Here is a 13,888-nt window from a genome sequence, read left to right as displayed (position 1 = left end):
GTCTAGGGGTATGATTCCTCTTTGACGTGGAGGAGATCACGAGTTCGAATCTCGTTCGGTCCATATGCCATGGTAGTTCAGATGGGAGAACGCTAGACTGAAGATCTAGATGTCGCTGGTTCAAGTCCGGCCCATGGCATTACTAATTTTCTATTTTTTTTACAGATATCTTAAACTCTTTTTAAAATTAGTTTCTTTTAAAATAATTAATGGTGACGGTTTTTTTCAATTTATCTGCCTAAGGTTATTGGTTTTGGTTTGATTTGTGTGTTTTCCCTTAATTCCTTGTATTTGGAAACGATCTCATAACCGTTATTTGATGCCACAATGTCTGCGCCTGCAGTCAATACCTGGTGTGTTAATTTCCAAATGTCAATACCGTCATAGACTTCTATTTTTGTTTTTGGAGCATATTTCAGGAAAATATTGATGTCATTGACAATTTCATAGATATGATTTGGAGTAATGAATCCTGTTGATGTTTTGATATAGTCAACGCCCGCATTTTCAAGTCTTATGACAATATTTGCTTTCTGTTCGTCTTGAAGGACTTTGCTTTCGATAATCATTTTTAATGTCTTATCTCCAATTGCCTCTTTCAATGATTTGGCTTCCTCTTCTATCAAATCATATTTTTCACTTGCAACATGATTTAAGTTTATTACAGCATTGATTTCATCTGCCCCATTTTCAATCAGTGAAGCAGCTTCAGCAATTTTCGATTCTGTATTTTCACATCCTAATGGAAATCCAACAACACTGCCTACTTTTGTATCGCAATCAGCCAATATTTCGCTGGCTAATGGAACGTATGTGGGATTAATGGTTACTGCATTGAAGTTCATTTCATGAGCCTGCATCAGAAATTCCTTCATTTCAGCTTCACTAATCATGTTATTTAAATTTGTGTAATTAATAACACTTGCAAGGTGTTTTGAATTTTTTACTCTGTACATATTACCACTCTATTTATTATTTTTGTTAGTTAATATACGAATGAAACTATATATAACTTTTGTCTTGTTTTTTTAATTTAATTTTTTTGCCATATATGGTCCTTTCCTTTCATATCCGAATTTGCGATAGTAATTTCTTGAACCGATACCACTAATGATGGCAATTTCATCTTTATCATTGTCAATAGCCAGATTTTCTGCTTCTTTTAATAATTTCTCACCAAAGCCTGTGTGCTGTCCTATTGACGGATTCTTATCTCCAATCTGAATCATATTTCCGTAAACGTGAAGCTCACGGATAAGGGCGGTTTTATCAGTAATTTCCGGCCTGTATGTATTTTCGGAAGGGAGTCTGAATCTTAAAAATCCGGCAATGCTTTCCTCATTAACATCTTCGATTGAAATGAATGTTTCTTCACCGCCGCATGCAGCGTATGATTCTTTAAATAGTTTAAAATCGTCCAAAATATAATTCTGACGGGTTTTTTTATGTCCGATTTCACGGCAGCGTATGCATTGGCAGTTAATGTCATGCTCTTCCAGTTTGTTGTATACGAGTTCGCCGAGGTTGGATTTTTGAACGCCGGCCTCAATTAATGTGGACGGAATATCTCTTTGAATGCGCATTGTCCTGACCCATTTCGGAAGTATTTTTTTAATCTCAACAATCAGTTCAACCGCTTCCTCATCGGTATATGGACTGTAAATGCCTTCTTTCCACATATCATACAATTCACTGCCTTTCGTTACCAGACAGGGATAAATCTTAAGCATGTCGGGCTTGAAGTTTTCATCGCTGAAAAGCTGCTTGAACATTTTCAGATCTTCTTTCTGGCGAACGAATAATCCCGGCATCATATGCATTGCTACTTTGATTGCGGAATCTCTTAAAAGCTGATTGGCTTCAATGACATCAGCTATTGTGTGGCCTCTTTTGACTTTAGTGTATAATTCATCTGATAATGTCTGAACACCTAATTCGACTCTTGTAACACCAAAATCAAGCATTCTGTTGATATGTTCCTTTTTACAGTAGTCAGGACGTGTCTCAAAGGTCATTCCAACACATCTGACTTTGGAATTTTCATTGGCTATTTGGGCATCATCAATTAATACATAGTCAGTTGGAGGATATGTTTTGAGAATTCCTTTTTCAAGGTCTCTAATCAGAGGTTTATTTATTTCAAATTCGGCATTATTTTCAAGTATTAATCCGAAATCGGTCATTGCCTTAAGGCATTGTGATACAAACCATTCCTGATAACATAGATCTCTTGAAGGGAAAGTTCCTCCCATAATTATCAGTTCAACTTTATCAACCGGATGGCCTATCTTTTTAAGCTGTGACAGGCGATTGAAACATTGGACATAAGGATGATATTCAAACATTCTGCCTCTTAATGCTGCAGGCTCTTCACCGGTATAGCTTGGCGGAGCAATATCGCTTTCAGGACAATACATGCATCTTCCGTGTGGGCATTTGTGGGGATGGCACATTACGGCAACTATTGCAACACCGGATTTTGTTCTTGTCGGTTTCTTCTTTAAAGTATCTGAAACAAGCTCTTTTTCATCTTCTGTTGCATATTCAAGAATGTCTGCATTGCTCATGAATCTTGATAATTTCATTTCCCTGCAGAGTTGCCTTTTTTTCACTTCTAAATCACGTCGAGTGGATATTCTACCTTCAATAATATCATTGATAATAATTCGACATGCATCTTTCATCGTTTTTCACCTATATAATATATAATAGTTAATTTTATATATGCGTGATGTTATTAATATTTATTATAATTAAATTTTTTGAGGCGATAAAATGCGTGCAAAACAATTATTCGGTATTACCGTATTAGATAAAAAAGTAAAAGCTGTAGGTAAAGTTGATGATGTAGATATCGATGTTGAAACAGGTAAAGTTACCACTCTCGTTATCTCATTACAGAAAGGTATTTTATCCAATGATTCAATCGAAGTTGACTTTGACAGCATTGAAACTATTGGTGACTACATTCTTTTAAACACTGAAATTGAAGAAGAAGTAGAAGAAGAGGAAGAAGCTGAACAAGTCACTATTGAAGTAGAAGAAGAATAAATTTAGAGGTTATATCATGGCATTTGATGCTCGTGATAAGGAAATCTCAATCGATGATTATGTTCGCTACGTTGATACCGGAACCATAGGACAGGTTCTTGATATCAAAACTGAAGATGAAATCGGTTGGGTTTTAATTGACAAGACTGATTTATGGTACAAATCCAAATTAGTTGAAGTTTTAGATGAAAAAGATATTAAAGTCAAATTCACTCCAACTGGTCGTGAACTTGATATCGAGGATTTAAAAGAAAAAGCAGCAAATATGGAAAACATGCAAATGGATTCCAATGTTGCAGAAGGTGGAGGATAATCCTCCTCTTCAATAATTCTCTGCAAATTCCCTTATTTTTTTAGACAGTGTTTCACCGATACCATCAATTTTTTGAAGCTCTTTTTCGCTCACATGCTTTAAATCATGGCCAAAGATATCCACAATGTTTCTTGCACGTTTTCTTCCGAGACGTTTTACTCCAACGACAAGTGGGATGATATCTTCTTTAACACCATAGTAAAGCCTTGCTGATAGGTAATCATAATCTTTCAGGTTAGAGTAATTTCCCAATATTTCTGACGTGTTTTTGGCGAAGCGTATAAGTCTTGAAGCTTCATAAGCGGATCTTCTGGTTGATGCTGAATAAACACTATATTTGTTTTCAATTTCAAATTCGTTTCTCTCATCAATCCATTCAATCAGTGAAACGGCTGTAGCTTCGGGATTTCCAATATCCACTGCAAAGAGGCCTACTTCAGACATTTTGTCACGAACTGGATCTTTGCTTTTCCTGCCTTTAAATGAAATTAAAGGCAAATCGGGTGTTTCAGCCAGCGCATAGATGAATTCGGGGATATTGAATGAATCTGATGTTGAAATGTATTCTTTAATCTTAACTGCAGTTTCAACAGCATAATTTGATTTGGCTATCAGATTTCCAAACTCTGTTGTTTTAAGTCCTTCTGGAGTTGCCCTGATTATTCCATTTTGGATTAGGAACTGCAGGTCCTGTTCAATTTCCCATTTCAGGCTGTCTGCTGCAAATAATGACATTGATGGATTGTTGTTCATTTGATAACCATACAATGTTTTTCCAAAGAAATCCACCAGTTCATCCAGATTTTTGGATAATGTTGATGCGATTTGAGCTATAATCTGCTTTAAGATAGCATCCTTATTGTCAATCAGTTTGGAATTGGTCAGCTCTATCTCCCCATGGATATAATAATCTTCCAGATTCATTGCTTCGTCAGATGTCTTGGCAACAAGATAGGAATATCCTACATCATCATACTGTGGCCTTCCGGCACGACCGGACATCTGTTCATAGTCAAAAACAGGGATTGGCTGCGGGCCATTGCTTGTCCAGCGCGTTGTGTCCCTAATGGCAACAGATTTTGAAGGTAAGTTAACTCCATACATCAGACTTGGAGTTGCGCTGATCATTAATATGTTTCCTTTCCTGAATTCGTCTTCAATAATTTCTTTCTGTTCATTGAAAAGACCTGCATGGTGGAATGCAACACCTTTTTCTGCAGCTTCAGCCAATTTCACGCAGGTTGTGGTTGGAAGTGATCCTTTCTTTTTAGGGACTTCAAGCAGTTTGCTGGCAACTTCCTTGAATTTCTTTTTCTGTTCTTTTGATAGCTTTTTATTGATTTTTTTAGCAACATAAGTAGCCAAACTCTCGGTAAATCGCCTTGTTGATACAAAGGATAATGCCTGTGAGTTATCCTGCATCGCCCTTTCAACGATTTTCACGATAATGTCATTTTTATTTTTTGTATTGAACATTTCACCGTCCAGAACCTCTTTGTTTAATGGCACTGGCCTGTAGTCATGCTCCACACATTTTCCTTCCAGCCATCCTTCAATTTCCTCAATATTTCGAAGTGTGGCAGACAGGGCTATTATTCTCATTGACGGATTGATAATTTTAGCTCTGGTAATTGCCGCTTCAAGTGTCGGTCCTCTGCTGTACTCACCTATCATGTGGAATTCATCAATAATTAATGTATCCACGTCACGAAGAGTATCCCATGAAAAACGTGTTAGGGCATCAAATGACTCAAAAACCATCACTGACAAATCTGAACTTGACGGATGTTTTCCAACGCTTATTCCATGTTCTTCAAAGGCTTTGAATTCCTGTACCTTTTCATTCTGAATTGATAATAATGGTGCGGCATAAACTGCTTTTCCATTATTTAAAATGGTTTTTAGTGCAGGCAATACTCCTAAAACTGTTTTTCCGCTTGCTGTTGGAATGCAAATTATATAATTTGATTTGTCATCAAGATATCCTGATTCAATGACTGCTTTCTGTGCCGGGTTGAACTCTTTGATGTATGGGTAAGCACTGTTAATTATTTTTTTAATATCTTCTGGTAAATTTTCCATTTTAATCAATTAAATATTGTTCTTTTATATATTAATATATTATGAGAGAGCATTTGACCACTAACCTTAACAATTAAATAGTATGAATATATAAAATAGTTACAAAAATATAATTTTAGGTGTTTGATAATATGGCAATTAAAATAGAAGTTTTCAAAACAGATTCATGTCCACATTGTCCTGCTGCAGTTGCTGCTGCAGAAAGTGCTAAAGCCAAATTGGGTGATCAAATCGATGTTGAAATTGTTAATGCAAACGATCCTGATAACATTGATAGGGCCAGACAATACCAGATTATGGCAGTACCAACAGTTGTCATTGACGGAAATGTAGAATTTATTGGTGCACCTAGTGACAGTGAATTAATCGAAAAATTAGAATCTTTATTATAGATTCTCTCTTTTTTTATTTTTGTAAAAATGACTGATGATAATTACACTGGCGTTACAACGGGTACTGTGGCCACGGCCTGTTCTCTTGCTGCGATTGATGCCATTTTAGATTCGCCAGATATTGCTTGTGTTAAGGTTGAAACTCCTAAAAAAACATTGGACATTATAATTGATGAGTGTCGCAAGTTATCTTCTAATTCTGCTTGTGCTGTTGCACATAAAAATCCTTACCATGATCCGGACGTTACAGTGAATCTGTCTATTGTAGCTCATGTTGAATTAATTGATTTTGAATCTGAAAAAGTACTAATTACCGGTGGTGAGGGTGTCGGAATAATTACAAAACCTGGTCTTCAGATACCTGTGGGAGATTATGCAATCAATCCGGTTCCCCGAAAGATGATTAAAAAGAACCTGGAGGATAAGGTTCCTGAAGGCAAATCCGCAAAGGTCACCATCTCTATTCCTGAAGGTCGTGAAATTGCCAAAAAAACAATGAATCCGAAATTGGGAATTGTTGACGGAATTTCTGTATTGGGAACCACTGGAATTGCAAGATCAATGTCCAGCGAAGCGTATAAGAATTCCATTGTAACCCAAATTGATGTTGCCATTGCATTAGACCTGGATGATCTGGTTTTCGTTCCAGGAAATATTGGTGAAAAATTGGCTTTAAAGAGACTGCATATCTCCAAGCAGCAGGTTATTCAGACAGGTAACTATGTGGGGTTCATGTTTGAAGAAGCCAAAAAACGTGGAATCGATAAGTTCACTTTCTTTGGCCATATCGGGAAGTTAATTAAGATTGCCGGAGGAATATTCAATACAAAACATGCTGTAGCTGATGGAAGACGTGAAATAATGATTACTCATGCCGCCATTTGTGGGGCAGATACTGAAATTTTGCTTAAATTATATGATTCGGCTACAACAGATGACATGCTTGATATATTAAGTGAAATCAATCTTCAAAAGGATGTTGCAAACAGCATCGCCCTAGCAATAAAGCAGCGCTGCCAGCAACGTTTTGAACTGAAACTGGATGTTATTCTGGTTGATATGGAAGGAAACTATTTGAATGACAATATGGAAGGATTTATATGAAAATAGCTATGGTCGGTCAATTTCCACCCCATGTTGGAGGTGTTGGTGTTCATATTCATACATTATCTAAAGAGCTTGTCAAACAGGGTCATGAAGTTTATGTGATTACTTATCCCCATTCAGATTTAAAGGATATTGACGGAATTCATGTCATAGGTACGACAGGCCTCAATATTCCTGGAATCAGAGGGCTGATGTTTAAAAGAAATGCAAGGAAAGCTTTGGAAAAACTGGTAAATGAGGTTGACATTGACATTATCCACGGTCATTATCTCTTTCCTGCAGGTGCCTCAGCATGTGATGTGGGCAATAAGCATAATATAAAAACATACGTTACCGCACACGGTTCTGACATGTTTGAAATGTATAAAAAACAGTCATTCATGAGGCCTATCATTAAAAAAGTACTGAAAAAAGCTGATGTTGTCTTTGCCGTAAGCAATGCTTTAAAAGAAGAAATACTGGCTACAGGTGTTACCGGAATCGAATCCAAAACAAGATTATGCTGGAATTCAGTTGACATCAATAAGTTTTCAGGCGAAAATAAAAATCTGCTTGAAAGCAATGGAAAACCGATTGTTCTGTTTGTTGGTAATATTATTAAACGTAAAAACGTTAATTTAATTTTAGAAGCTAAAAAATTATCCGTAACTGATTATGAAGTAGTTATTGTGGGTGACGGTCCGCTTAAAAATGATTTGGAAAACAAAGTTGAAAAGGAAAACATTCTGGATGTCCGATTTTTAGGCGCCAGAAGTGATGTGGAAAACATCATTCCTGGATGTGACGTGCTGGTATTGCCTTCATTTTCTGAAAGTTTCGGATTGGTGCTGATTGAGGCATTGGCATGTGAAAAGGCAGTCATTGGAAGTAATGTGGGTGGAATAACTGAAATAATTACTGATGATGTTGGTTTGCTGATTGACCCGAATGATGCTTCCAGTTTAGCTCAAGCTATTGATAAGGTCATTGGAGAGGATGAATTTAGACAGAAATTATCTTCAAATGCAAGAAAAAGAGCTGCTGAGTTTAGTGAAGTTGAAATTCCTTATGATGAGGTAAAATAATGATTAAAAAAATTAGATGTCCTGGTTCCGCTACAATAATCAATGCCATAGCAACGGGCTTTGGGTCTGCATTCGGAATAGGTCTTGATATTATATGTGAAGCTAAAACAATAAATGAAGGTATAAAGTGTTCTAATGATGTCGGTGCAAGTACGGATTTAATGGATTTATGTGTAAATAATGTTTTTGAAAGATATGCTATTGATAAAAGCGATTTCGGTCTCGAAATCAATACCAAATCCACTTTGCCCATGGCATCAGGCCTTTCAAGCAGCAGCGCTTCTTCCAATGCGATTGTTGCAATCACATCAAATATAATCAGTGAAGAGTTTGATTTAGAACCATTGAATGATATGGAAATCATTAATCTGGCAATTGACGCTTCCATTGAGGCTGGAGTCACCATAACCGGATCTTTTGATGATGCAACGGCATCTTACTTTGGTGGTGTTGTTGTAACAGACAATAAAAACAGAGAATTCATCATTAAAGAAAAGATGGATGACCATAAGATATTGGTTTACATGCCCAATTTCCATTCAAAATCCGGAGACAGTGACGTAAACCGTATGCGTGTAATGGCACCTCTTGTCGAAACTGCATTTGATTTTGCCAAAAACAGGGATTATTTCAAGGCTCTTAATTTAAACGGTTTGATTTATGCTTCCGCTTTAGGATTTGACTCAGCAATTGCAATTGATGCCATCCAGGCCGGAGCTATTGCATCAGGCCTTTCGGGAACAGGTTCATCATTTGTGGCGATATGTGATGAATCATCATGTGATGACATTAAGGATGCATGGTCAGGTCTTAAAGGAAATGTCATTGAGACCAATGTTGATAATGATGGATGTTTATTTTTATAATGGATTAAAAATTTCATTAATTCATGATTTTATGCCATAGTTTATATACTATGATTATTATAAATTATATTATTATCATTATTATCAAATTTCGGTGATTTTTTGAATAAAGAAAATGAGATTAAATCTTTTAATAATAAGGAAGATGCTGAAAATCTTTTATCAGAATCTAGAAATCGCATTGATGAGATTGATAATGAAATATTTAATTTAATTTGCCAGAGAACTTCACTTGCAAAGGATATTGCACTCGCAAAGGATTATTTGGGCATGCCAATTTATGATAAAAAAAGGGAAGATGCAATATATGCAAAAATCGAGAAGTTGTCTGAAGAAAACGATATTGATGCAGATATAATTGATCAAATCGTTAATATGCTAACTATATTAAGTAAAAATGAGCAAAATGAAATATTGAGGAGGAATGTTGATGGGTAATATTAGAACTTCATTTGTTAAACGTTTAGCAAGAGAACTTATCGATACTCACAAAGGTGTTTTCACTACTGATTTTGAAGAAAACAAAAAATTAGTATCCGAATACTCTACTGTAAGTACTAAACATTTAAGAAATAAAATTGCTGGTTACGTTACCAGACTTGTCAGATTAGAACAAACTCAAGAATAAGATTAACAAATCCTTATTCTTTTTTTAACTATTTTTTTTATAATTTCAATAATTTTTTTCGTAATTCTTTTTAAAAGTTTATTAATATCTTTTAATAAAGATATATATCGTATTTTTGAATAATCAAAAATTTAATAAAAATATTCTTTAGAAATAGGTGTGAATATTAATGGATTTAATAGTAGCAAAATTTGGCGGAACATCGGTTGGAGATGGAGCCAGAATTAAAAAAGCGGCGCAGTCCGTAGTAAATGAGTATATGAAAGGCAAACAGGTAGTAGTTGTAGTTTCTGCAGTAAACAAGACTACCGACGAATTAATTGATTTATCCAATGCAGCTATTGGCGAAACTTTAACTGACAAGCAGAAGGCAGAAATAATGGCCATGGGTGAATTAACTAGTGCAAGATTATTCTCAGCAACTGTTGAATCTTTAGGTGTCAAATCAGAATTTATAGATCCATATAATCCGATATGGCCAATCATGACAGATTCCAATTCTTTAGAAGCTAAAATAGACTTCGCCACTACAAACGAGAAGTTCAGCGGAATACAAAATCTTTTAAATCAGGGAATCATTCCTGTTGTTTGCGGATTTTTAGGAAAAGGACCTAGCGGTGAAATAACTACTCTCGGACGTGGTGGAAGTGACATATCAGCATTTTTAATCGGACATTGTCTGGATGCCAGTGATGTAATTATTGTCACTGATGTGGATGGTGTAATGTCAACGGATCCTAATAAAATAGAAAGTGCGGAATTATTGGATGAAATCACTGTTGAGGAAATGAGGGATTTGGCTACGCATGGTGCACAAGTCTTGCATCCTCATGCATTGAAATATAAAGATCCATTAATAAGTGCAAAGATCATTAATTTTGCCCACGGCGATTTGAATGCGAAAGGAACCCGTATCACAGGTCCTTTTGAAGGAGACATGACAAAACACATATCTTTACATAAGAATCCTATTTCTATCATAGCTATAGTTGGAGACGGTATGCTTAAAAAAGCAGGTCTTTTAGCTAAAGTAACTTCATGTCTCGCAGAGAATAATATTAATATATTGGGTATTTTAGCCGGACAGAACTCAATGACAGTATTTGTCGAAAAGGAAGATTCTGAAAAAGCATATCCTATATTGCATACTTTAGTGGTTGAGGATGAAGTCTTCAGTTCATTGTCCTTAGGTTCAGATGCATCAATGATTACTATCGTCAGCCCTGATTTCACTGATGAAACTCCGGGAATTATCTCAGCTATTACCGAACCGTTAAGGATAAATAATATTAATATTATAGAAATAGCTTCCTCTCAAACGGCTATTGTTATTTATGTTGATGTAAAAGATGCTCAAAAAGCTTATGAATTACTTAATGAGGTTTTAGAATGAATTTTGAAGGAACTTACGTTGCAATGGTAACTCCTTTTGATAAAAATAGGGAAATTGATGAAGAAGGTTTTAGATCAAATATCAATTATTTGATTGATCAGGGCGTAACAGGTTTGGTTGGTGCCGGAACTACTGGTGAATCAGCAACAGTCTCTCATGAAGACCACAGAAGAATAATCGATATTCTGGTTGATGAAGTTGACGGCAGGGTTGAAACTATCGCAGGTACCGGTAGTAACGCTACATCCGAAGCTTTGGATTTAACCAAATATGCTGCTGATGTCAACTGTGATGCCGCATTGGTTATCACTCCATATTATAATAAACCGCAGCAGCATGGTATGATTAACCATTATAGAATTTTGGCTGAAAGTGCAGACATTCCGATTATCGCTTATAATGTACCTTCCCGTACCGGAATAAATATGGACGTTGAAACTATTGTTGAACTTGCAAAAATAGACAATATTGATGCTGTTAAAGAAGCAAGCGGAAGCGTAGACAAAGTCTCAGATATTTACAGGGCTCTCACACATGAAGGTCTTGAAGACGATTTCAATATATTGTCCGGTGAAGATTCACTGACTTTGCCTATCATGGCTGTCGGGGGAACCGGTGTAATCAGTGCTTCAGCTAACGTTGATGCAAAAAGAATGGTTCTGATGGTTGACAGTATCTTGAATGATGATTATGGCCGTGCTTTAGAGCTCCACTATGAAATGTTGGAATTAATCAGAGCATTATTCATTGAAAGCAATCCTGTTCCTGTTAAAACTGCAATGAATATTATGGGTCTTCCTTCTGGTCCGCTCAGAGATCCGTTAGCTCCAATGAAAGAGGAAAATGTGGAAATTCTTAAAAAAGCTTTAAAAGATTCAAATTTAATTTAAGGTGTTTAGATGATTAAAGTAGCAGTAACTGGGGCTGCTGGAAGAATGGGCTCCGGTATTATTAAAAAAGTTACCGAACAAGATGATATGGAAGTAGTTGCAGCTATTGAAATGCCAAACACTCCATTGGCAGGAAAAGACGCTGGAATTCAGGCAGGCATTGATGAGCTGGGCGTTGAAATCGTAGGCTCTGAAAAATTGGAGGAAACCTTAAAGTCAGCAAAACCTGATGTTTTGGTGGATTTTACTATTGCTCCTGCCGCAGTCGAGACAATTAAAACAGCAACAGCATGCGGAGTAAATATTGTTGTCGGTACTACAGGTTTTACAGATGAACAGATGGCATCAAATATTCAAAACGTTAAGGATAACAATGTTGGTGCAGTCATTTCATCAAACATGGCGATTGGAGTGAACGTATTTTTCAATACACTAAAAAAATTAGCTCCTTTATTATATGATTTTGATATTGAAATTATCGAAGCTCATCACAATCAGAAAAAGCACGCTCCGTCCGGAACTGCAATGACTGCATTCGAAGTGATTGCAGAATCTTTAAACCGTGACCCTGAAGAGGTAGGGGTATTCGGAAGAAAAGGTCTTGTAGGAAAAAGAACTCCGGAAGAGATTGGTGTTCATGCAATACGTGGTGGAGATATTGTGGGTGATCATACTGTGATGTTTGTTGGTGACGGTGAAAGATTGGAAGTTAAACACCAGGCACATACCAGAGAAGTTTTCATTGCAGGAGTAATCAGAGCTATCAGATATGCTCCTGATGCTGAAAAAGGTATTGTTAGCAGTATGAATGATGTTTTAGGTTTAGAATAGGTGTTTTTTATGGTAAATGTTGGTGTACTCGGTGCAACAGGTATGGTTGGTCAAAGATTCATCCAGTTATTGGCTAATCATCCGGATTTTGAAATTACAGCTCTTGCGGCTTCAAGCCGTTCTGCAGGCAAAAGATATGAGGATGCAACTACCTGGTATCTTGCGGATGAAATGCCTGAGGAAGTAAGGGATATTGTTGTGTGTGAAACAAATCCTGAAGATATGGATAATGACGTAGATATTGTATTTTCCTCTCTTCCGACAGAATTTGCCGCAAAAGTTGAAAAGGATTTCGCAAAAGATTATGTTGTTGCAAGTAATGCTAGTGCTCACAGGATGAAAAAGAATATTCCTTTAGTAATCCCTGAAGTCAATCCGCAGTACTTAGACATGATTGATGCTCAACAGAAAGAAAATAACTGGGACGGATTCATCGTAACCAATCCTAATTGTTCCACTATCGCTTTAACTTTAACATTAAAACCTATTGTTGATAATTTTAATGTTAACGCTATTAGAGTTTCAACCATGCAGGCTGTATCCGGTGCAGGTTATAATGGTGTTCCGTCAATGGCCATTGTTGATAATCTTGTTCCATACATTGGCAGTGAAGAGGAAAAGATGGAATCTGAAACTTTACACTTATTGGGCTCTTTTGACGGCGAAAAAGTCACCGATGCAAATTTCAAATTAAGTGCTTCATGTCATAGGGTTCCTGTTATTGATGGTCATACTGAGGCAGTATTTATTGAACTAGATGATGACTTTGACATTGAGGATGTGAAAGATAAAATGGCAAATTTCAAAGCATTGCCTCAAGAATTAAATTTATTCTCAGCACCTGAAAATCCTGTCATTATCAAAGAGGAAATGGACAGACCTCAGCCAAGAATGGACAGAAATGCCGGTAATGGTATGTCTGTTAGTGTTGGCAGGTTAAGAAAAGACCAAGCTTTCGATAATAGTTTTAAATATGTTCTTGTTGGACATAATACTATTCGTGGTGCTGCTGGAGCATCAGTATTAAATGCAGAGTTAATTAATGATAAAATACTCTAATTTAACTCATTTATTTTTTTTATTTTTTCTATTTTTTTCTATATTTTTCTACTGGTTTCTATATCTTTTTAGTTTCAATTTTTGATTAATTTAAGGGTTTAATTTAAATAGTATGACAACAATATTTAATATTAGATAATTATAGTGTATGGTATAACATAATTTTTAAATTTAAAAATTAATCATATGCAAATTTCAATATTGAGATAAAT

At 36.0% G+C, this 13,888-nt stretch carries 15 protein-coding genes and 1 tRNA gene; 13 read left to right on the top strand and 3 right to left on the bottom strand.

What is annotated here, in order from left to right:
* The first annotated feature begins 66 nt into the window (after nucleotides 1–66).
* Nucleotides 67–139: transfer RNA gene (locus ACKI2W_RS01745), tRNA-Phe, on the top strand.
* 91 nt (nucleotides 140–230) lie between these two features.
* Here ACKI2W_RS01745 and deoC read toward each other — a convergent pair.
* Both deoC and ACKI2W_RS01735 read right to left on the bottom strand, forming a co-directional pair.
* Nucleotides 231–956, bottom strand: a complete 726-nt coding sequence (gene deoC, locus ACKI2W_RS01740; protein ID WP_407378818.1) for a deoxyribose-phosphate aldolase — start codon at nucleotides 954–956, stop codon at nucleotides 231–233.
* 72 nt (nucleotides 957–1,028) lie between these two features.
* The gene (locus ACKI2W_RS01735) at nucleotides 1,029–2,684 is read right to left on the bottom strand and encodes a tRNA uridine(34) 5-carboxymethylaminomethyl modification radical SAM/GNAT enzyme Elp3 (protein WP_407378817.1); all 1,656 of its coding nucleotides are present in this window, start codon (nucleotides 2,682–2,684) and stop codon (nucleotides 1,029–1,031) included.
* A gap of 91 nt (nucleotides 2,685–2,775) precedes the next feature.
* Between ACKI2W_RS01735 and ACKI2W_RS01730 the strand changes: the two genes are divergently transcribed.
* On the top strand, nucleotides 2,776–3,051 hold the full coding sequence (locus tag ACKI2W_RS01730) for a PRC-barrel domain-containing protein (protein WP_407378816.1): 276 nt from the start codon (nucleotides 2,776–2,778) through the stop codon (nucleotides 3,049–3,051).
* 16 nt (nucleotides 3,052–3,067) lie between these two features.
* A complete protein-coding gene (locus ACKI2W_RS01725; protein WP_407378815.1) occupies nucleotides 3,068–3,364 on the top strand; it encodes a DUF2098 domain-containing protein in 297 nt (98 codons plus the stop codon).
* Between the two features lie 9 nt (nucleotides 3,365–3,373).
* Here ACKI2W_RS01725 and ACKI2W_RS01720 read toward each other — a convergent pair whose 3' ends face one another.
* The gene (locus ACKI2W_RS01720; RefSeq protein WP_407378814.1) at nucleotides 3,374–5,455 is read right to left on the bottom strand and encodes a DEAD/DEAH box helicase; all 2,082 of its coding nucleotides are present in this window, start codon (nucleotides 5,453–5,455) and stop codon (nucleotides 3,374–3,376) included.
* Nucleotides 5,456–5,577: 122 nt separating this feature from the next.
* Here ACKI2W_RS01720 and ACKI2W_RS01715 point away from each other — a divergent pair, with 122 nt between their 5' ends.
* From ACKI2W_RS01715 to asd, 10 genes are all read left to right on the top strand, one after another.
* Nucleotides 5,578–5,838, top strand: a complete 261-nt coding sequence (locus ACKI2W_RS01715) for a thioredoxin family protein (RefSeq protein WP_292797467.1) — start codon at nucleotides 5,578–5,580, stop codon at nucleotides 5,836–5,838.
* 27 nt (nucleotides 5,839–5,865) lie between these two features.
* On the top strand, nucleotides 5,866–6,942 hold the full coding sequence (cbiD, locus tag ACKI2W_RS01710) for a cobalt-precorrin-5B (C(1))-methyltransferase CbiD (protein ID WP_407378813.1): 1,077 nt from the start codon (nucleotides 5,866–5,868) through the stop codon (nucleotides 6,940–6,942).
* A complete protein-coding gene (locus tag ACKI2W_RS01705; RefSeq protein WP_407378812.1) occupies nucleotides 6,939–8,009 on the top strand; it encodes a glycosyltransferase family 4 protein in 1,071 nt (356 codons plus the stop codon). The genes cbiD and ACKI2W_RS01705 overlap by 4 nt, the downstream gene beginning before the upstream one ends.
* Nucleotides 8,009–8,875 carry a shikimate kinase gene (locus ACKI2W_RS01700; RefSeq protein WP_407378811.1) on the top strand — a complete coding sequence of 289 codons (867 nt, stop codon included), beginning with the start codon at nucleotides 8,009–8,011 and terminating at the stop codon, nucleotides 8,873–8,875. The genes ACKI2W_RS01705 and ACKI2W_RS01700 overlap by 1 nt, the downstream gene beginning before the upstream one ends.
* 102 nt (nucleotides 8,876–8,977) lie before the next feature.
* The gene (locus ACKI2W_RS01695; RefSeq protein ID WP_407378810.1) at nucleotides 8,978–9,313 is read left to right on the top strand and encodes a chorismate mutase; all 336 of its coding nucleotides are present in this window, start codon (nucleotides 8,978–8,980) and stop codon (nucleotides 9,311–9,313) included.
* Nucleotides 9,306–9,503: a 30S ribosomal protein S17e gene (locus ACKI2W_RS01690; RefSeq protein ID WP_407378809.1), complete on the top strand. Its 198-nt coding sequence runs from the start codon at nucleotides 9,306–9,308 to the stop codon at nucleotides 9,501–9,503. The genes ACKI2W_RS01695 and ACKI2W_RS01690 overlap by 8 nt, the downstream gene beginning before the upstream one ends.
* Nucleotides 9,504–9,672: 169 nt before the next feature.
* Nucleotides 9,673–10,896, top strand: coding sequence for an aspartate kinase (locus tag ACKI2W_RS01685; RefSeq protein WP_407378808.1), 1,224 nt, complete (start codon nucleotides 9,673–9,675; stop codon nucleotides 10,894–10,896).
* A complete protein-coding gene (dapA, locus tag ACKI2W_RS01680; RefSeq protein WP_407378807.1) occupies nucleotides 10,893–11,786 on the top strand; it encodes a 4-hydroxy-tetrahydrodipicolinate synthase in 894 nt (297 codons plus the stop codon). Before ACKI2W_RS01685 ends, dapA begins: the two co-directional genes overlap by 4 nt.
* A gap of 9 nt (nucleotides 11,787–11,795) precedes the next feature.
* On the top strand, nucleotides 11,796–12,617 hold the full coding sequence (gene dapB, locus ACKI2W_RS01675; RefSeq protein ID WP_407378806.1) for a 4-hydroxy-tetrahydrodipicolinate reductase: 822 nt from the start codon (nucleotides 11,796–11,798) through the stop codon (nucleotides 12,615–12,617).
* Nucleotides 12,618–12,626: 9 nt separating this feature from the next.
* The gene (gene asd, locus ACKI2W_RS01670) at nucleotides 12,627–13,676 is read left to right on the top strand and encodes an aspartate-semialdehyde dehydrogenase (RefSeq protein WP_407378805.1); all 1,050 of its coding nucleotides are present in this window, start codon (nucleotides 12,627–12,629) and stop codon (nucleotides 13,674–13,676) included.
* Nucleotides 13,677–13,888: the final 212 nt, after the last annotated feature.

It is taken from the genome of Methanobrevibacter sp. (assembly GCF_045603845.1).
Classification (GTDB): Archaea; Methanobacteriota; Methanobacteria; order Methanobacteriales; family Methanobacteriaceae; genus Methanocatella.
The sequence above is the reverse complement of the archived record's forward strand: the minus strand, read 5'-3'. Positions and strand labels throughout refer to the sequence as shown.

Coding starts and splice junctions, on each gene's coding strand:
- ACKI2W_RS01730 (WP_407378816.1), top strand. CDS start 2,776: ATGCGTGCAAAACAATTATTCGGTATTACCGTATTAGATAAAAAAGTA.
- deoC (WP_407378818.1), bottom strand. CDS start 956: ATGTACAGAGTAAAAAATTCAAAACACCTTGCAAGTGTTATTAATTAC.
- asd (WP_407378805.1), top strand. CDS start 12,627: ATGGTAAATGTTGGTGTACTCGGTGCAACAGGTATGGTTGGTCAAAGA.
- ACKI2W_RS01725 (WP_407378815.1), top strand. CDS start 3,068: ATGGCATTTGATGCTCGTGATAAGGAAATCTCAATCGATGATTATGTT.
- ACKI2W_RS01690 (WP_407378809.1), top strand. CDS start 9,306: ATGGGTAATATTAGAACTTCATTTGTTAAACGTTTAGCAAGAGAACTT.
- dapB (WP_407378806.1), top strand. CDS start 11,796: ATGATTAAAGTAGCAGTAACTGGGGCTGCTGGAAGAATGGGCTCCGGT.
- ACKI2W_RS01700 (WP_407378811.1), top strand. CDS start 8,009: ATGATTAAAAAAATTAGATGTCCTGGTTCCGCTACAATAATCAATGCC.
- ACKI2W_RS01685 (WP_407378808.1), top strand. CDS start 9,673: ATGGATTTAATAGTAGCAAAATTTGGCGGAACATCGGTTGGAGATGGA.
- ACKI2W_RS01735 (WP_407378817.1), bottom strand. CDS start 2,684: ATGAAAGATGCATGTCGAATTATTATCAATGATATTATTGAAGGTAGA.
- ACKI2W_RS01705 (WP_407378812.1), top strand. CDS start 6,939: ATGAAAATAGCTATGGTCGGTCAATTTCCACCCCATGTTGGAGGTGTT.
- cbiD (WP_407378813.1), top strand. CDS start 5,866: ATGACTGATGATAATTACACTGGCGTTACAACGGGTACTGTGGCCACG.
- dapA (WP_407378807.1), top strand. CDS start 10,893: ATGAATTTTGAAGGAACTTACGTTGCAATGGTAACTCCTTTTGATAAA.
- ACKI2W_RS01715 (WP_292797467.1), top strand. CDS start 5,578: ATGGCAATTAAAATAGAAGTTTTCAAAACAGATTCATGTCCACATTGT.